The organism is Dermatophilus sp. B7861-1, from assembly GCF_058996045.1.
The window spans coordinates 1,867,160-1,884,346 of record NZ_CM180082.1 but is presented as its reverse complement, the minus strand read 5'-3'; the positions used below and the strand labels follow the sequence as shown (position 1 = coordinate 1,884,346).

Annotated in this window: 16 protein-coding genes; 6 read left to right on the top strand and 10 right to left on the bottom strand. The window is 58.0% G+C overall.

Going from position 1 to position 17,187, the window contains the following annotated elements:
- Positions 1-20: 20 nt before the first annotated feature.
- The 3 genes from AC2T9U_RS08315 (at position 21) to AC2T9U_RS08305 (ending at position 3,756) form a co-directional block, all read left to right on the top strand.
- Complete coding sequence (locus AC2T9U_RS08315; protein ID WP_493695792.1) at positions 21-869, top strand: GNAT family N-acetyltransferase; 849 nt, start codon at positions 21-23, stop codon at positions 867-869.
- Positions 870-1,014: 145 nt separating this feature from the next.
- Positions 1,015-2,802, top strand: a complete 1,788-nt coding sequence (locus tag AC2T9U_RS08310; RefSeq protein ID WP_493695791.1) for a proline--tRNA ligase — start codon at positions 1,015-1,017, stop codon at positions 2,800-2,802.
- Positions 2,803-2,886: 84 nt separating this feature from the next.
- Positions 2,887-3,756 (top strand): RNase H family protein, encoded by an 870-nt coding sequence (locus tag AC2T9U_RS08305; protein ID WP_493695790.1) that lies wholly within the window; start codon positions 2,887-2,889, stop codon positions 3,754-3,756.
- A gap of 80 nt (positions 3,757-3,836) precedes the next feature.
- On the opposite strand, the gene AC2T9U_RS08300 is transcribed toward AC2T9U_RS08305, so the two are convergent.
- Positions 3,837-4,682: a VOC family protein gene (locus tag AC2T9U_RS08300; RefSeq protein WP_493695789.1), complete on the bottom strand. Its 846-nt coding sequence runs from the start codon at positions 4,680-4,682 to the stop codon at positions 3,837-3,839.
- Between the two features lie 131 nt (positions 4,683-4,813).
- Here AC2T9U_RS08300 and AC2T9U_RS08295 point away from each other — a divergent pair, with 131 nt between their 5' ends.
- Positions 4,814-5,413, top strand: coding sequence for a 1-acyl-sn-glycerol-3-phosphate acyltransferase (locus AC2T9U_RS08295; RefSeq protein ID WP_493695788.1), 600 nt, complete (start codon positions 4,814-4,816; stop codon positions 5,411-5,413).
- Positions 5,414-5,418: 5 nt separating this feature from the next.
- On the opposite strand, the gene argR is transcribed toward AC2T9U_RS08295, so the two are convergent.
- The 9 genes from argR to AC2T9U_RS08250 all read right to left on the bottom strand — a co-directional run bounded on the left by argR (position 5,419) and on the right by AC2T9U_RS08250 (position 15,243).
- Complete coding sequence (gene argR / locus AC2T9U_RS08290; protein WP_493695787.1) at positions 5,419-6,009, bottom strand: arginine repressor; 591 nt, start codon at positions 6,007-6,009, stop codon at positions 5,419-5,421.
- A gap of 35 nt (positions 6,010-6,044) precedes the next feature.
- Positions 6,045-6,971, bottom strand: a complete 927-nt coding sequence (gene arcC / locus AC2T9U_RS08285) for a carbamate kinase (RefSeq protein ID WP_115029609.1) — start codon at positions 6,969-6,971, stop codon at positions 6,045-6,047.
- Entirely contained in the window at positions 6,971-7,987 is a 1,017-nt protein-coding gene (gene argF / locus AC2T9U_RS08280) for an ornithine carbamoyltransferase (protein ID WP_493695786.1), read from the bottom strand. Before argF ends, arcC begins: the two co-directional genes overlap by 1 nt.
- A gap of 49 nt (positions 7,988-8,036) precedes the next feature.
- A complete protein-coding gene (locus AC2T9U_RS08275) occupies positions 8,037-9,281 on the bottom strand; it encodes an arginine deiminase (RefSeq protein WP_493695785.1) in 1,245 nt (414 codons plus the stop codon).
- A 49-nt stretch (positions 9,282-9,330) separates the two neighbouring features.
- Positions 9,331-10,782, bottom strand: coding sequence for an arginine-ornithine antiporter (arcD, locus tag AC2T9U_RS08270; protein WP_220181580.1), 1,452 nt, complete (start codon positions 10,780-10,782; stop codon positions 9,331-9,333).
- 194 nt (positions 10,783-10,976) lie between these two features.
- Positions 10,977-11,312, bottom strand: coding sequence for an arginine repressor (locus AC2T9U_RS08265; protein ID WP_493695784.1), 336 nt, complete (start codon positions 11,310-11,312; stop codon positions 10,977-10,979).
- 386 nt (positions 11,313-11,698) lie between these two features.
- Entirely contained in the window at positions 11,699-13,480 is a 1,782-nt protein-coding gene (locus AC2T9U_RS08260) for a thioredoxin domain-containing protein (protein WP_493695783.1), read from the bottom strand.
- 121 nt (positions 13,481-13,601) lie between these two features.
- Positions 13,602-14,099 carry a thiol peroxidase gene (gene tpx, locus AC2T9U_RS08255; RefSeq protein ID WP_208303110.1) on the bottom strand — a complete coding sequence of 166 codons (498 nt, stop codon included), beginning with the start codon at positions 14,097-14,099 and terminating at the stop codon, positions 13,602-13,604.
- 181 nt (positions 14,100-14,280) lie between these two features.
- On the bottom strand, positions 14,281-15,243 hold the full coding sequence (locus AC2T9U_RS08250; protein ID WP_493695782.1) for a hypothetical protein: 963 nt from the start codon (positions 15,241-15,243) through the stop codon (positions 14,281-14,283).
- 197 nt (positions 15,244-15,440) lie between these two features.
- Between AC2T9U_RS08250 and rimP the strand changes: the two genes are divergently transcribed.
- Positions 15,441-16,034, top strand: a complete 594-nt coding sequence (rimP, locus tag AC2T9U_RS08245; protein WP_493695781.1) for a ribosome maturation factor RimP — start codon at positions 15,441-15,443, stop codon at positions 16,032-16,034.
- The gene (gene nusA, locus AC2T9U_RS08240) at positions 16,034-17,059 is read left to right on the top strand and encodes a transcription termination factor NusA (RefSeq protein WP_493695780.1); all 1,026 of its coding nucleotides are present in this window, start codon (positions 16,034-16,036) and stop codon (positions 17,057-17,059) included. The genes rimP and nusA overlap by 1 nt, the downstream gene beginning before the upstream one ends.
- Positions 17,060-17,187 lie beyond the last annotated feature (128 nt).

The window sequence follows — 17,187 nt, the reverse complement described above, 5'->3', positions numbered from 1 at the left end:
CGCCATGGATAATGACGCCTATGTTATGGACCTCGCGCACTGTTCGAAGCCTTGGGCGCGGTGACATCGACGAGGCCCTGGCACTGCTAGCAAAACATCCTGTTGAGAATGTTTATCTCGCTGCTCGGCTACAAGAACTCGACCTTTCCCGTGGCGAAGGACACGCTCTGGTGTATGCGCCAAAGGGGCGAATCGAAGCAGTCTGCTGGATGTCAGCCAACATCGTTCCGAGCGCAGGATCCATCGAGGGTGCAGTGGCCTTCGGTGGGCGCTTGCGTAGACATCAACAGCGCTTTTCCTCCATCTTTGGTCCTGCAGATGTCGTCACAGCTTTATGGTCGCAAATCCAGGCTTTTTGGAGACCACCGATTGAAGAGCGACTTCATCAGCGTCTGATGGCAGTTGGTCCCGAAAAAGCTCTTACTGTCACTCCGGATAAACATGTGAGAGTCGCTCACCCTGACGAACTCGACATCATCGTTCCTGCTGCTGAGGCTATGTTCATTGAAGAGATTGGATATGCCCCTTACAGCGATTACGCGGGAAGTCTTTCTTACCGAAGCGCTAATCTGGCCCTCATTAGACGCGGCCACACCCTTGCCGCAATCGAAGATAGTCAGGTCATTTTTAAAGCGGAGTTCGGTTCGGTGGCTTTAGGGGCATGTCAGCTTCAAGGTGTCTGGGTAACGCCTACCCGGCGTGGCCAGGGGGTAGCTGTCCCGGCGCTCGCGGCGTGTGTTGAGTATGCCCGTGCTCATGTCGCACCTGTTGTGACGTTGTACGTCAATGACTACAACGTGCCAGCTGTTGCTGCGTATCGACGTGTGGGATTCGAGGAAGTGGGCGAATTCGCCACCGTTTTGCTGTGACTCTTGGGGTGAGAGAGCATGGAGCCCTCCTGCGCAGCTCCTGGTGGACTGTAGCTGTGCGCTGCTCTGGGCTGGCGAGCACTTAAGCTAGTTGTCAACCACAGTTGTCTTCTTTGCCAGTGAGGCCCACGTGAGCGTTACGCGCATGTCAAATCTTTTCCTGCGGACTCTCCGCGATGACCCATCTGACGCCGAGTTGCCAGGGCATCGCAAACTCGTCCGTGCTGGGTACGTTCGTCGCTCTGCGCCAGGTGTGTACTCGTGGATGCCACTGGGGCTACGGGTGCTTCGCAAAGTTGAGCAGATCGTACGCACTGAAATGAATGCGATTGGTGGGCAGGAGCTGCTGTTTCCTGCTTTGTTGCCACGTGAGCCTTATGAGGCAACGAATCGGTGGAGTGAATACGGGGAAAATCTTTTCCGAGTGAAAGATCGCAAGGGAGCCGATATGCTCCTAGGCCCTACTCATGAGGAAATGTTCACCCTGGCCGTTAAGGACATGTACAACTCGTACAAGGATCTTCCTGCCACTCTCTACCAATTCCAGAACAAGTACCGTGATGAAGCGCGTCCGCGCGGTGGTTTGTTGCGTGGACGTGAGTTCTTCATGAAGGACTCTTACTCGTTTGATATTGACGACGCTGGTCTCGAAGCCGCATATCAGCGCCATCGTGAGGCGTACATTCGCATCTTCAAGGCGCTGGGACTTGAATTCGTCGTCGTGAAGGCCACTTCTGGGGCGATGGGTGGCTCTGCAAGTGAAGAGTTCCTCGCAGTTTCTGAGAATGGCGAAGACACGTTCGTGACGTGTGACGAGAGCGGTTACGCAGCCAACGTAGAGGCCGTCGAGGTGCCTCGCGCCGCTGCAGTTGCTGCTGATGTTGTGGCCGCCACTGGGCCCGCGCAGCAGATTGACACTCCGGATGCCCCAACTATTGAGTCTCTTGTTGATGTTTTGGATCAGGTTGTTCCTGAGCATCATGGGCGTGCGTGGAGTACTGCTGACACGTTGAAGAACGTTGTCGTCATGCTTGCGTACCCCGACGGCACTCGTCGCCCGCTTGTTATTGGTCTGCCTGGTGACCGCCAAGTCGATGCTAAGCGTCTTGAAGCGCAGGTTGTTCCAGCTGAGGTGGAGGCATTCACCGACGCGGATTTCGCTACGTGGCCTGCCTTGGTTAAGGGGTACATCGGTCCGGCTGCTTTGGGACCCAACTCGGGCTTGGATCCCGAGGACCCTCAGTACATCCGTTACTGCGTAGACCCTTCTGTTGCGCAGGGCAGCGCCTGGGCAACAGGTGCCAATGTGGCTGGTGCGCATGTGATCGACCTTGTGCTTGGTCGTGATTTCGACGTGGATGGTGTCATCCAGGCTGGTGAAATCCGTGATGGTGACCCCAGCCCCGATGGCGCTGGTTTACTGCGCGCTGCTCGGGGTATTGAGATGGGGCATGTCTTCCAGCTCGGTCGCAAATATGCTGAGGCTCTTGGCCTTAAAGTTCTCGACGAGAACGGCAAGCTTGTGACTGTGACGATGGGGTCCTACGGGATCGGAGTTTCCCGAGCAGTAGCTGCTTTGGCTGAGGCAAACGTTGATGACGCGGGGCTGGTATGGCCACGCAATGTTTCCCCCATGGATGTGCATGTTGTTGCCACGGGTAAGGGTGAAACGATTTTCCAGACCGCGCAGAAAGTGGTTGATGACCTCTCTGCTGCTGGCATCGATGTCTTGTATGACGACCGGCCTAAGGTGAGCCCTGGCGTTAAGTTCAAAGATGCTGAGCTGATTGGTGTGCCCACGATTGTGGTGCTTGGTAAGGGGCTTTCAGCAGATGTTCCTGTCGCTGAGATTAAAGATCGCCGCACGGGTGAGCGACGAGAGGTGCCGCTTGCTGAATTGGTTCAGCAGGTGAAGTCTGAGATCAGCGGTTGATGTTGAGCACCTGGCGGTATGGCGCTCGCACTTTGTGCTGTGCCGCCAGGTGAGGCACATCTTTGGATAAGAAGGAACAAACACGTGACAGATCGACTTATCGCAGCCGCTGACGGTTCTGCGCTTGGAAATCCAGGCCCAGCAGGTTGGGGCTGGTACATCGATGACAATCGGTGGGCTGCGGGTGGATGGCCGCATGGCACGAACAACATGGGTGAGCTCATGGCTGTTCTCGATTTGTTGCGTGCGACGCGTGAAGCGGGGCCGTTGACGATTTACTGCGATTCGCAGTACGTCATCAACTCGATCACGAAATGGATGCCGGGATGGAAGCGCAAAGGATGGAAGAAAGGCAACGGCCAACCAGTTCTCAACCTTGATTTGATGCAGGGGATTGACGCTGAGCTCAACGGCGGTATCCAGCGGGATGTCGAGTTTAAATGGGTGAAAGGTCATGCCGGGCATGAGTTGAACGAGGCTGCGGACCGCTTGGCCAATGGCGCTGCAGTTGCTTATTCGAAAGGCACTGAGCCGGATCCTGGACCCGGTTTGGATGGGCCCTCAATGGGTGTCGAGCCTGCTTTCGCTGCTTCTGGTCAAGGAACGCTATTTGGTGATGTAGAGCAGGATGAAATTGATGTGGTGGTCGATCTAGAACGGGCGCTCTTGGAAGATGACGTGCGGGCTAGTAGCCGCATGCTGGAGCGTTTGTTACATCCACAGTGGGTGAGGGTGGAGTCTTCGGGGGCTGTGCTTACCAGAGCTGAAGCTGTGCCTGGGTTGGCTCCTGCAGGGACTGATCTGGAGCTGTTGGCGGCTGAGCGTGTGTCTTTGGATGTTGTTCTGTTGCGGTGGCGGGGGTGCACCGATGGTGGTACTTCGCTGCATTCTTCATTGTGGCAACGGGTGGAGGGTCGGTGGCGGCAACGTTTTTCTCAAAGCACCTGGGAGTAGTGAGCTACCTGGTGGGTGAGTCACTACTCCCAGTTTTATAGCTGTGTGCTGTTCAGAATGAGCATTCTGTATGTGGATGTTTAATTTTTGGGCGGGACAGAGCAGATCTGGAAAGCGGCCCCTTGAGGGTCGGTGACTGTGGCTACGCGCCCGAAGGGTGAGTTGATGGGGCCATCGAGTAGGGTGCCGCCTTGTTCGGTGATAGCTGTGATGGTTGCGTCGGTGTCGGTGACGCCGACGTACATGCGCCAGTAGGAAGACATGGGGGTGGTGAGCCATGGGGCTTCGCACATGCCTGCGCTGGGGCCTGCTGGGGTGTGGTTAATTACGTAGCGTATGGAGGGTTTTTTGGGGGGAGTGGGAGTGTATGTGGGCATGTTGTTGTTGCCTGTAGCGCTTGTCATCCAGTGTGGGGTCCAGCCCAGGGCGGTTGAGTAAAAGTTCAGGGCTGTGTCGAATTCGTTGGTGACGAGTTCGAACCAGACAGGCACATTGGGTGCCGCGGTTGCTTCGATTCCATTGAAGTTACCTGGTTCCCATAGTCCGATGGTGGCGCCTGTTGGGTCGTTGATAAGCCCCATGGAGCCGAGTTCGCCTACTGGCATGGCGGGGAAGACGATGGTGGCGCCTGCCTGTTCTGCACGGCTAAGGGTGGCTTCGATGTCGGTGGTGGCGAGGTAGATACCCCATGCGGTGGGGGAGTGAGGTTCGGTCAGGGGGCCTTCTGGACCGATAAGAGTGGACATGGCTCCGCCGATAGCTGCGTTGTTGGAGCGGATCATGCGGTATTGACCAAAGTCGTCACCGGTGTTGCTGAATTTCCATCCAAAGATGGCGTGGTAGAAGGCAGTGGCTGCGTCGATGTCGTGGGTTCCTAGGTCCATCCAGATGGGGCTGCCGTCGGTGTGTGCGATGGGCGCACTCATTTCAGATTCCCTTCGTTGTGCCTTGCTCGCGGAGTGTGATGGGTATTTGTTTCTTCCACGGTGGCATTTGAGGGTGTGGTTGCGGTGGAGGAGCGAGGTTGGGCGTGGTGTGTTTCGCCTAGGGTGTCGTCATGTTTTTACGTGTTCGTGTGTTGTTCGGCCGGGCGATTCTTGCGGTGGCGAGGGTTCGCTTGGTTGATGAGGATCCGGGGAAGCATCGTCCGTTTGTGATTGTGGCTCCGCACACCAGCTATATGGATCCGGTTTTGCTGTTGGGGTTTACCTGGGCGACGGGATATAACGTTCGGGCGATTGTGGAGAAAAAGTTTTTTGTGGGGCCGTTTGATTGGTTGTTTCGCAAGTTGGGGGGGATCCCGATCGACCGGAAACGGCCTATCGGGGTAGTCGAGGAGATCACGGCGATGTTGGCTGACCCGAACGTGTGCGTGGTGATTGCTCCGGAAGGAACGCGCTCTGCGACGGAGTTTTGGAAGAGTGGGTTTTACCGGATTGCGCGTTCTGCTGGTGTTCCGGTGACGTGTGGTTTTGTGGATATGCGGCGTCGAGTAGGTGGTTTGGGCCCAACGTTTGAACTGACGGGGGATGTGGCTGCGGATATGGATCGGATTCGTAGTTTTTATGAGGGGATGACGGGGTGGAGGGCAGGTAAGGAGTCGCGGGTGAAGTTGCGTAATGAGGTCGAGGGCGATTTGCGGTTGTGTGAGGGGTAAAGAGTTTAGTGGTTTATGCGTCCGTTGTTGGGAGCTTCGGCGGATGAGAGGTGAACGAATTGGTGTGCGATGCGGGCGGCTGATTCTTCGTCGATGGCGGGGATGAGGATGGTGTCGTCTCCGGCGACTGTGCCTAGGACGCCTGGGAGCATTGCGTCGTCGATGGCTGAGGCGAGTAGTTGTGCGGCGCCGGGTGGTGTTTGCAGGACGACGTCGGTGTGGGCGTAGGCGATGGAGACAACGAGGTCTGCTGTGAGTTTGCAGAGTCGTTGGGTGAATCGTGAGGTGAGGCCACTTCCGTCTTCGAGTCGCATTTGTCCGGGTGCGCCTGCTTCGGGGATGACGTAGACCTGGGCTCCTCCGGCGGCGCGCATTTTGGTGGCGCGCATTTCTTTGAGGTCGCGCGAGAGGGTGGCTTGGGTGACGATGACGCCGTGGGCTTCGAGGGATTTGCTGAGTTCTCGTTGTGAGTGGATATGGGTGGCGCTGATGATACGGGCGATGAGTCGGTGGCGTGCCGCTTTGGTTCGGGCGGCCATGTCCATCTGGTAGCGCCTTTCTTTGGTGGTGTGTAGGGGGGTGGTAGGGCAGGTCACGTGTGGTGTGCGTAACCTGCCCTACCTTTGGATGTTTAGTTGTTGGGGTATTCGCCGGTGGGGGTGATGATGGTTCCGGCGGTGCCGGCCATGATCGCTACGGCGTCTTCGAGGCGTCCGATGGCGGCCATTTTTCCGGTGTTTTCGACGAACGTGGTGACTGCGTCGACTTTGGGGCCCATAGAGCCGGCAGGCATGTTGAGGCTGCGTAGATCTTGGGGAGTGCAGCGGTGGATTTCTTTTTGGTGTGGGGTGTTGAAGTCGGTCATGACGGCGGGGACGTCAGTGAGGACGAGGAATGCGTCGGCGTTGACATGTTCGGCGAGCATGCGTCCGGTGGCGTCTTTATCGATGACTGCTTCGATTCCGGTGAGTTTGCTGTTCTCGTCACGGATGACGGGGATGCCGCCTCCACCTGCGCATACCACGGTGGTTCCGGCGTCGATAAGGGCGCGGATGGTGTCGATTTCGATGCACCGGGTGGGCTGGGGGGAGGGGACGACGCGGCGGTAGCCGTTGCCGTCGGGTTTGACGGTCCACCCATAGGTGGTGGCGAGTTTTTCGGCTTCTTCTTGGGTGTACATTTCGCCGACGAATTTGGTTGGGTTGTTGAAGGCAGGGTCGTTGGCGCAGACTTCGGTCTGGGTGATGAGTGCGGAGATTTTGTGGTTTGGTAGTTCGTTTTGGAGTGCTTGGAGGATCCAGTACCCGATCATTCCTTGGGTTTCTGCGCCGAGGGTGTCGAAGGGGTAGGGGTCGTTGAGGCGCTCGTCGTGGATGGATTCGAGGGCGAGGACACCGATTTGGGGGCCGTTGCCGTGGGTGAGGACGAGTTCGTGTTCAGCTGCGAGGGTGGCTAGTACGGCTGCGGCGTGTTTGACGTTTTCGATTTGGGGTTTGGCGTCGGGGGATTGCCCTCGTCGCATGAGGGCGTTGCCTCCGAGGGCGGCGACGATGCGCATTAGAGTCCCTCTCCTTCTCCGAGTGTGGCAACCATGACTGCCTTGATGGTGTGCATGCGGTTTTCTGCTTGGTCGAAGACGACGGAGGCGTCTGATTCGAAGACGTCGTGGGTGACTTCGAGAGACTCCATGCCGGTCTTTTGGTAGATGTCTTCGCCGACGGTGGTGTTGCGGTCGTGGAAGGCGGGGAGGCAGTGGAGGAATTTGACGTTGGGGTTACCTGTGGCGGCCATGAGTTCTTTGTTGACTTGGTAGGGCTTGAGCTGGGCGATGCGTGAGTCCCAAACCTCTTTGGGTTCACCCATGGAGACCCATACGTCGGTGTAGATGAAGTCGCATCCTTCGACGCCCTTGGTGGGGTTGTCGGTGATGGTGACGGTGGCTCCGGTTTCTTTGGCGAGGCGTTCTGCTTCTTCGCGGACGGAGTCTTCGGTGGCGAGTTCTTTGGGGCCAACCATGCGGACGTCCATGCCCATGAGGGCACCGGCGATGAGGAGGGAGTTGGCGACGTTGTTGCGGGTGTCACCGACGTAGGCGAAGGTGATGTCTTTGTAGTCTTTGCCACAGTGTTCGTGCATGGTGAGCTGGTCGGCGAGCATCTGGGTGGGATGCCATTCGTCGGTGAGGCCGTTCCAGACGGGGACTCCAGAGAGTTCTGCGAGTTGTTCGACGTGTTCTTGTTTTTTGCCGCGGAATTCGATGCCGTCGTAGTAGCGGCCAAGAACGCGTGCGGTGTCGGCGACGGATTCTTTGTGGCCCATTTGGGACCCGCTGGGGTCGAGGTAGGTGACGTTTGCGCCTTGGTCGTGGGCGGCTACTTCGAAGGAGCAACGGGTGCGGGTGGAGGTTTTTTCGAAGATGAGGGCGATGTTTTTGTTGGCGAGGTAGTGCTGTTCGCGGTTTTCTTTTTTGGCTGCTTTGAGTTCGGCGGCGAGGGTGAGCAGGGAGAGCCATTCGTCGCGGCTGAAGTCGAGTTCTTTGAGGAAGTGGCGTCCGTGGAGGGCGTGCTTTGCCATGGGGGGTCCTTTCGGTGGTTTTGGGGGTGTGTGTAGTGGTGAGTTGTGGTTAGTAGTTGATGGGGTCGCGGTCGATGGGGCAGGTCATGCAGTGGCCGCCGCCGCGTCCGCGTCCGAGTTCGTAGCCGGGGATTTCAAGGACTTCGATGCCGGCTTTGCGGAGGTTGTCGTTGATGGAGTGGTTGCGGTCGTAGGCCACGACGACGCCGTCGTCGAGGGCGACGACGTTATTTCCGTCGTCCCACTGTTCGCGTTCGGAGCCGAGGCGGCCTGCGGAGGAGGAGACGGGGTGGAGCTTTGTGCCGAGGGCGTCGCTGACGACGTCGATCCAGTTGCCTTCGTCGTGGGTGACTTCGATGCCTCCTCGTGCTGTGTCACTGGGGCGCAGGGAGAAGGCGGTGAGTTGTTCGACGACGGGTTCGTAGACGTTGACTACTTCGCGGGAGCAGAAGGTGAAGATGGTGTCTAGATGCATGGTGGCGCGGTCGCGGGGCATGCGTGCTGCGATGACGCGTTCGGCGCCGCCGCCCTCGAAGAGACCTTTCGCCAGGCGGGAGACTGCTTGATAGGTGGAGCGTTCGCCCATGCCTACTAGGACGATGCCGTTTCCGATGGGCATGATGTCTCCTCCTTCGATGAAGGAGTGTCCTTGGTCGCCTTCGGATGCGTCGAACCAGATGGGGAAGTCGTAATTGAATTCGGGGTGGAATTGGTAGATGGCTTTGACGAGGGTGCTTTCCCAACTTCGGGCGCCCCAGAACATGGAGTTGATGGAGACGCCTTGGTAGATCCAGGCGGAGTTGTCGCGGGTGAAGATTGAGTTGGGTAGGGGAGCGATGAGTAGTTCGGGCTCGTTGGTGTTGACGTGGTATGGCTTGATGCCGCTGCCGAAGAGGTCTTGGGGGACTTCATCGGAGACCAGGCCGCCGACGAGGTAGTCGGCGAGTTCGCTGGCAGGTAGTTCGTCCATCCAGGCTCGCAGGTCTTCGGAGACTCCGTAGCCCATGGTGCGGTGGGTGACGCGTCGGTCGAGGATCCAAGCGCGGTGTTTGGGTGTGTTGAGAACGTCGGCGAGTAGTTCGGTGAAGTTCAGGACTTTGATGTCTCGTTCTTCCATGAGTGAGACGAATTGTGCGTGGTGTTTTTGTGCTTGGGAGACGTTGAGGACGTCGTCGAAGAGTAGGCCGTGACAGTTGGTGGGGGTGAGGTGTTCATGGGCGCGTCCGGGTGGGCAGACCATGACTCTGCGCAGTTTTCCAGCTTCTGACCAGACGCCTTTGGTGGTTGCGGCCATGACGTTTCCTTTCGTGCGTGTCACGGGTGTGGCTGGTGTGGGCGGGGGTTTAGAGCGATAGGTGGCCGGTGCTTAGGCCCCAGATCGCGTATATGGAGGTGAAGAGGAAGAAGAGGAAGACGATGGTGTCGATCTTGTCGAACACTTTGAGGCCGGATTTTTTACGTGCGACGACGTAGAACGGGGTGCCGATGAGGTAGAAGAGGCCTACATAGAGCAGGTAGGTCAGGCCGGCTGCGTAGAGGAGCCAGAAGGCGTAGATAGTTCCTAGGAAGCCGACCAGGATGGCTGCGGTGGAGCGGCTTTCTTTGGCGCGGAAAGCTTCGAGTAGTTGGAAGGCTGCGGAGAAGAGGTAGGGCAGGAGGATGAGTGCTGAGGCTAGGACAACCAGTTGGGTGTAGGTGGATGAGTTGAACAGGGTCCAGATGAGCATGAGCTGGACGCAGATGCTGGTGAGCCACATGGCGCCGGCGGGGGTGCCGTTGTTGTTTGCTTTGCCGAACCAGGCGGGGAAGGTGTTGTCCAGGGCGGGGGCGCGGAGGATTTCGGCGCACATGAGGGACCAGGACAGGAGTGCACCGATGAGGGAAATAGCTAGTCCGAAGGCGATGATTTTGGCGCCCCAGGGGCCGACTGCTGCGGTGAGTACTCCGCCCAGGGATGGGTTGGCGAGGTTGGCTAGTTCGGCGCGGGGGACGATGCCGTAGCTGAGGATGTTGACGAATAGCAGTAGTGCTAAGACGGAGACGAAGCCGATGATGGTGGCTTTGCCGACGTCAGCGCGGGTGCGTGCGCGTTCGGAGAAGATTGATGCGCCTTCGACGCCGATGAAGACCCATACGGTGACGAGCATCATGCTTTTGACCTGGTCGAGGGTGGAGCCGAGGTTGGTGTCGGCGGTTCCCCAGAAGTCTGCGGAGAAGATGCCTGCGTCGAATGAGATGACTGCGATGATGATGAAGACGAGCAGGGGCAGGATTTTCGCGATGGTTACGACGAGGTTGATGAAGGCCGCTTCGCGCATTCCTCGTAGGAGGAGGAAGTGGTAGACCCAGACGAGGATGGAGGCTACTGCGATGGCTTGGGGGGTGTTGCCGTCGCCGAATCCGGGGAAGAAGACACCCAAAGCTGACATGAGTAGGACCATGTAGCCGACGTTGCCCATCCAGGCGGAGAGCCAGTATCCCCAGGCGGATGAGAAGCCGGTGTAGTTACCGAATCCGGCTTTTGCGTATCCGTAGACGCCTGCGTCGATCTCTGGGCGGGAGATGGCTAGGCGTTGGAAGACCATTGCGAGCATGAGCATGCCGAAGCCGGTGATGATCCAGCCGATGATGAGGGGGCCGGGGGCGGCGGCGCTGGCCATTTGGGAGGGGAGGGAGAAGATTCCGCCGCCGATCATCGAGCCGATGACGAGTGCAGTCAGGGCGGTGACGGAGATTGTGCCCGGTTTAATACTGGTGGGTTCTGTGTTGTTGGTGTCGTCTGTTTGTGTGGACACGGGGACCACTCCTTCGTGGGGTCCGAAGTGGGGTGACTTCGTAAACATAGTGGGTTTTTTGTGGATTTGAATAGGTAATTAGGGGGTAAATCTATTACCGATCCCCTGTATACATATGAAAATATACATGCGTATAGATGTGGTTTTCAGTTGTTTTGTGCCCTCCTGTGGCTCAGTGGATCACTGGCGGGTATTTATATTCCTGTTGTTTCAGGGGCGTTCACCCTGATTTTGGGGCCTAGTAGGTCGCTGAGTGGTTCGATGAGTTGTTGGGCTGTGGAGGGGTCGTTGCAGATGAGGAGGACGGAGTCGTTTCCGGCGATAGTGCCAAGAGTCCCAGGGAAGTTGGCGCGATCGACGGCGCGCGCTACGTAGCTAGCCCCTCCGGCAACGGTACGGATGAGGATGCGGTGGTTAATAACCTGGAACGAGGACCAGAGTCCTTGTTTCCGTAATGGTTCGGTGGGGTCAATGCCGTGGCGGGTCCAGCGTGTACCTGGGCTTGGGAGACTGGTCGTGTCATCGTCCATGGTCTGAGTGCTCCGGTTGTGTTGCTTTATGGATGCGTGGAAAGCGTGGTCAGGCTAGTCCTCTTGACTGGGTATCTCTCGAGGTGGTGAGGGGGGGGAGACGGCAAAGAGCGGTGTAAATGTGATTTTCGACATTTTATTGTCAACAGTCTTGGTTTTCCCTCATTTAGGGGAGTATTTTGTTTATCTTACGGGGGGATTTAGCTGCGTTTTATTCGGTTAATTCATCATATGGATGAATAGTTTTAAACTCTTCTCTGGTGTGGTGGGGGATGAGGGGTGTGCGGTTTAGATACACCAAGGTTTATTGGTAGTGAAATGTGTGCGTGGCGGTAACCAATGCGCTGTTGGTTACCGCCACGCACACATTGTGTGAGGGGTGGTGACTAGGCGTTGCTGTGATCTCGGTAGATTTCTTCGGCTACGGCGAGGTAGTGGCCAGCGAATCTGGGTTGGGTTTCAGCGAGGTTGAGTCCTGCTGCGACTGCCGCAATTCCGGCTTCTCGGTAGGTGGATTCGTTGAATTGCGTTCCGTACGTAACTAAAGCTCCGGCCAGTGCTGACTGTCCGCAAGGTTCGGCGTTGTCACCGCTGGTTTGGGGGGTGATGACGAGTTGGGGACAGTGGTCAGGAATATCAACAAAACCTCCGTGTCCGTCGCTGTAGTGGGCGAGCGCTTCGTCGAGCAGGCGGCGTGCGGCGTCGGCCCATCGCTGTTCTTGTGTTGCTGAATACAGATGCAGCAGTCCGGCGGCGAGGTTGCCCAGGTCGTCGCTGGTGGCCGGTGCGTCGCTACGGTTGCCGTCGAGGCTTACTCGTACGGGATGGTCTAGTCCTTCGATGTGTGTGGTGAGTATGGCTTCTGCGGCGCGTTCGGCGGCGGTGATGAGGTCGGGACGTTGCAGGGCGCGTGCTGCGTCGACTAGTCCAGTGATGGCTAGGCCGTTCCAGGAAGCAATGACTTTGTCGTCGCGGGCGGGTTGTGGGCGTAGCCGGCGGGCTTGAAGGAGACGTTGCCGGGTTTGTTCCCACCAGGTGGTGTCGTCAGGGTCGTTGTGGAGTTGGAGGGTGGAGGTGCCGTTTTCAAAAGTGCCTTTTTCAGTGACGGAAAGGAGTTCCGCGGCGCGGTGACCATCGTCATCGAGTACGGCGTTAAGGGCGGCTGGTGTCCAGATATACGTGAATCCTTCGAAGGTGCCTCCTCCGGGCAAGGTGGTGTCGGCATCGAGGGAGGAAACGAAAGCGCCTTGGGCGTTGCGTAGCTCATTGAGCATGAACTCGGCGGTGGCGGTGGTGATGCGGGTGGCAAGTGGTGAGCGTGTTTTTTCTGCTAGGCGTGCGTAGACGCTCAGGAGTTGGGCGTTGTCGTACAGCATTTTTTCGAAGTGAGGTACGGCCCAGTCTTCGTCAACGGAGTAGCGGGAGAACCCTCCGGCGAGTTGGTCAAATATGCCGCCGCGCGCCATGGCTTCGGTGGTGACTTCGATGGCGTGGAGGGCACGGGGTGTGCCGGTACGGTCGTGATGGCGTAGTAGCCAGTCGAGGATCATCGATGGTGGGAATTTTGGTGCTCCTGCAAAGCCGCCTTTTTCCCAGTCAATTTCGTCTGCGATGGCTTCTTCGGCGGCGGCGAGTTGTTCGTGGAGGGTAGGTGCGTCGATGCCCGAAGTGGTGGGGGTGGAGCCTTGGTATTCGCGCAGGGCGGTGGTGATGCGTGAGGCACTGGCGTTAACTTCTTCACGGCTGCCCGCCCAAGCTTCAGCGAGTTGGGTGAGCAGGGTGAGGAATTGTTGTTTGGGGAAGTAAGTTCCGGCGTAGAACGGTTCGCCGTCGGCAGTCATGACAACGGTCATGGGCCAGCCTCCACGGCCGGTGAGTGCTTGGGTTGCTGTCATGTAGACAGAGTCGACGCCGGGGAGCTCTTCGCGGTCGACTTTGATGTTGATGAAGGCAGTGTTCATTACCCCTGCGATTTGGGGGTCTTCGAACGATTCGTGGGCCATGACGTGGCACCAGTGGCAGGAGGCATATCCAACGGATAGCAGGACGGGCAGGTCGCGTTTGCGCGCTTCTTCGAATGCTTCAGGACACCATGGCCACCAGTCAACGGGGTTGTCGGCGTGCTGGCGTAGATATGGGGAAAGGGCGTCGGTGAGGCGGTTTGGCATGCCTACACGGTAGGTGAGGTGGCGCGTCGGGCGCGATGCTGGGTCGGGTGGATGTGTCAGTGGGGGTGGGGGTAAGCATGTGTGTGCTCCCCCCACCCCCACTGGATGTTGGTGTTTTAGGTCAGGCGAGAGCTTTAAGGGTTGCTTCGTAGTTTGGCTCTTGCCCGATTTCGGGGACCTGTTCGGTGTGGATGATGGTGCCGTCGGTGTCGATGACCACGATGGCCCGGGAGAGTAGTCCTGCGAGGGGGCCGTCAGTGAGGGTGACTCCGTAGTCCTGGCCAAAGGTGGAGCGGAAGGCTGAGGCGGAGGTGACGTTGTCGATGCCTTCAGCGCCGCAGAAGCGTTTCAAGGCGAAGGGCAGGTCCATGGAGATGGCTAGGACTGTGGTGTTGTCGAGTGAGGCGGCTTTTTCGTTGAACTGGCGTACCGATGCGGCGCAGACGTCGGTGTCGATGCTGGGGAAGATGTTCAGGACGATGCGACGACCTTTGAATGTGTCGAGGTTAATGTCAGACAGGTCGGCTGCGGTGAGGGTGAATGCTGGGGCTTGGGTGCCGTTGGTGGGTAGGGAACCAATGGAGTTGATGGGGCTACCGCCGAGGGTGATCTGTGCCATAGGCACGTTTCTAACAGACCCGGATGTGATGCGACAGATTGTTCTGCTGTGTGTTTGCTGGAGGTTGCGGTGACATGTCTGGTAGGTCAGGGCGAGAGTTGTGAGTAGAGCGTTGTTATTCGGGGCTGCTCGTGTCGTTGCTTGCTTGTATTCGTGTGTTGTTGTGGGTCAGGGGGCGTTTTTAGGCGATTCCGGGTAGGGGGCGGGCTTGTGAGCCCCATTCGGTGGCGTGAGTTTCGATGGCAGTGGCGCGTCGTCGGGTGGCGTTATAGCAGGTGGTACTAGTTTTGGCTGCGGTGGGGAGGGCGGCTATGAGTGTGTCTGTGAGGGTGTGTAGTGCAGTGGTGGCGGTGTGGCTGAGTTGTGTTGGCGTGGTGGGTTGGCTGTGGGGGTATCCCAAGGGGGGTGCTTGGGTGGGAGCGATATTGGCGGCGTGGGTGAGGTCATGGATGAGTTGGTTGATGGTGGTGAGCGTGGCGTTTGCGGTGGTTCGGGTTTTGTCGCTGGTGCGGGCTGCGACGATTTCGAGGGTGTAGCGGGTGGCGTGTGCGTGTTGATAGATCGTCTGTGCAGTGTTGGTGGGCAGGTGGGTGAACCCGTCTGTGGGGTGGGTGGTTTCGGGTTTGTTGTGTAGGAGGCGAGCGAAGGTGCCGCGGGCGGTGTGGATGGACCCGATGAGGAGGAGGTCCGGTGGGGTGGCGGTTGACCAGGTGGTGGTGTTGTTAGGGGTGTCGTTAAGGCCGTTGAGTTGGGCTTGGGCTGCGGTGGCGCGGTCTTGGGGGGTGGGGTTAGTGGAGGGTTGGGGTGGTGGTGGGGGTGTCTGGGGTGTGGCGTGCAGGCTGGTGAGTCTGGCGCGTAGCGCGTGGAGCTGTTTTTCGTGGAGAGTGACTAGGGGGGTGGCTCCGGCGGTTATGCAGGCGTGGTATGCGGTGGTGACGTGTTGTAGTTCGGTGGTGAGTAGTTCGGTGGTGGGGTGTCTTTCGTGGGGGAGGAAAGGTAGGTCCCCAGCATCGGCTTCCCAGCGCAGGCCGCAGCTGCTGAGGGCGAACGTTCCGGTAAGTGTGAGTGCGGCTGTTGCTGTGGTGCGGAGGAAGTTTCGGCGGGTGAGAGCGGTGTTGTGCGGGTGGGTTGCTTGGTCAGACACGTGCACGATCATGGCATCTAGATAGGTCGCGTCCCTGATGCCCGGTACAGTGGTCCGGGCGTTGGCGTTGTTGTGCTGGCTGAAGTTGGAGCGTTGGCTTGGTTGTAAGGCTGGGTTTTCGCGTTTTTTAGCGGTTACTGCGGCGTTTTTTCTGACCACAATAGGATCACCACAATCGGATAGGCGTGGGGTGCGTAATGACTGACACCGATCGGATCGCTACATTGACTGAGCTTGCTAGCCGGTGTGCGCAACCGCATGGCTTGACCGTTGAGGCGGTGACATTGACACCTGCTGGTCGCCGTCGTGTGTTGGCTGTGGTGGTTGACACGGATATCAGTGGTCTTAAGGCTGATGACGCCACTTCGCGGGTGGAAAGCGTGGATATGGACGCGGTGGCGGAGGTGACGCGGGATTTCGCGGCTGCGTTGGATGAGGTCAATGTTATGGGTGAGATGCCCTATACGTTGGAGGTTACTTCTCCGGGGATTGGGCGACGGCTGGAGCGTTTTGATCAGTTTCGTCGCAATGTGGGGCGTAAATTGCGGGTGAGTTTTGCTGCTGCGGGGGTGGAGGTTCCTGATGGTCTTTCTGTTGATGCCGCTGGCGTGGTCGAGGTGACTGGTCGGCTGTTGAGTGTCACTCGGGAGGCGTTGGAAATCGCTCCTGACCCGATTCGTTCGAGCCCGGGTGCCAAGCCCAAGCCGGTTGCCGATGTGCTCGTGCCGCTTGCATCCATTACCCACGCGAATGTCGAGGTCGACTTCGCGAGCCATGAGGAGGACAACTGATGGACATCGATCTTGCTGCTCTGCGTTTGTTGGAGCGGGAGAGGGACGTCTCGATGGACGTCCTTATTCCTGCCATTGAGCAGGCGCTGTTGTTGGCGTATCACCGTACGGATGGTTCGTATCGGAATGCGCGGATTGAGCTGAATCGCAAGTCGGGTCACGTGGTGGTGTGGGCGCGTGAAGAGGCTCCGATTTTGGAAGATGGCAGCCGTGGTGAACCGGGGCCGGAGTTTGATGACACGCCGGATGATTTTGGTCGGGTTGCGGCCTCAACGGCTCGTCAGGTCATCATGCAGCGTTTGCGTGACATTGAGGATGATGCGGTTCTGGGTGATTTCCGTGGTCGTGAGGGCGACATCATTACGGGGGTTGTTCAGCAGAGTCAGGGCCGAAATGTTCTGGTGGATTTCGGGACGGTTGAAGGAATGCTTCCTGCAGCTGAGCAGGTTCCGGGTGAACGTTATCGGCATGGTGATCGGATCAAGTGTTATGTGGTGAGCGTTAAGCGCGGCCCTAAAGGTGCGCAGATTGGCTTGTCGCGGACACACCCGAACTTGGTGCGGAAATTGTTTGCGTTGGAGGTGCCAGAGATTGGTGACGGCACGGTGCAAATTGCAGCGTTGGCGCGTGAGGCGGGGCATCGCACCAAAATGGCTGTGTGGTCTAAGTCGCGTGATGTAAACGCTAAGGGCGCATGTATTGGCCCGATGGGTGCGCGTGTGCGTGCGGTGATGAATGAGTTGGGCGGAGAAAAGATCGACATTGTCGATTTCTCAGAGGATCCGGCTGAGTTTGTTGCTGCTGCTCTTTCGCCTTCTCGGGTGACGTCGGTCGAGATCGTAGATCCGCGTGCGCATGCTGCTCGTGTGTTAGTGCCGGATTATCAATTGTCTTTGGCTATTGGTAAAGAAGGACAGAATGCCCGTTTGGCGGCCAAGCTCACTGGGTGGCGAATTGATATTCGTCCGGATACTGCTCCGGAGACGCCGCAGAGTATGTCTGTGGCTACCCCGGACGGGGAGTAAAAGTGGCTGTGGCTTATACCCGTGTGGGCATGAGCCACAGCCTGCGCATGTGTCAAAGAGGGGACAGCGCGTTAAGATGTACAGGTTGATGCCGAGTTGTTCATGGCCAACTAATTGGTTTTTCCCTT

What these genes read in the sequence shown, in the direction of transcription:
- AC2T9U_RS08315 (WP_493695792.1), top strand. Translation starts at nt 21, where the DNA reads ATGTTATGGACCTCGCGCACTGTTCGAAGCCTTGGGCGCGGTGACATC.
- AC2T9U_RS08310 (WP_493695791.1), top strand. Translation starts at nt 1,015, where the DNA reads ATGTCAAATCTTTTCCTGCGGACTCTCCGCGATGACCCATCTGACGCC.
- AC2T9U_RS08300 (WP_493695789.1), bottom strand. Translation starts at nt 4,682, where the DNA reads ATGAGTGCGCCCATCGCACACACCGACGGCAGCCCCATCTGGATGGAC.
- AC2T9U_RS08295 (WP_493695788.1), top strand. Translation starts at nt 4,814, where the DNA reads ATGTTTTTACGTGTTCGTGTGTTGTTCGGCCGGGCGATTCTTGCGGTG.
- arcC (WP_115029609.1), bottom strand. Translation starts at nt 6,971, where the DNA reads ATGCGCATCGTCGCCGCCCTCGGAGGCAACGCCCTCATGCGACGAGGG.
- argF (WP_493695786.1), bottom strand. Translation starts at nt 7,987, where the DNA reads ATGGCAAAGCACGCCCTCCACGGACGCCACTTCCTCAAAGAACTCGAC.
- AC2T9U_RS08275 (WP_493695785.1), bottom strand. Translation starts at nt 9,281, where the DNA reads ATGGCCGCAACCACCAAAGGCGTCTGGTCAGAAGCTGGAAAACTGCGC.
- AC2T9U_RS08265 (WP_493695784.1), bottom strand. Translation starts at nt 11,312, where the DNA reads ATGGACGATGACACGACCAGTCTCCCAAGCCCAGGTACACGCTGGACC.
- AC2T9U_RS08260 (WP_493695783.1), bottom strand. Translation starts at nt 13,480, where the DNA reads ATGCCAAACCGCCTCACCGACGCCCTTTCCCCATATCTACGCCAGCAC.
- tpx (WP_208303110.1), bottom strand. Translation starts at nt 14,099, where the DNA reads ATGGCACAGATCACCCTCGGCGGTAGCCCCATCAACTCCATTGGTTCC.
- rimP (WP_493695781.1), top strand. Translation starts at nt 15,441, where the DNA reads ATGACTGACACCGATCGGATCGCTACATTGACTGAGCTTGCTAGCCGG.
- nusA (WP_493695780.1), top strand. Translation starts at nt 16,034, where the DNA reads ATGGACATCGATCTTGCTGCTCTGCGTTTGTTGGAGCGGGAGAGGGAC.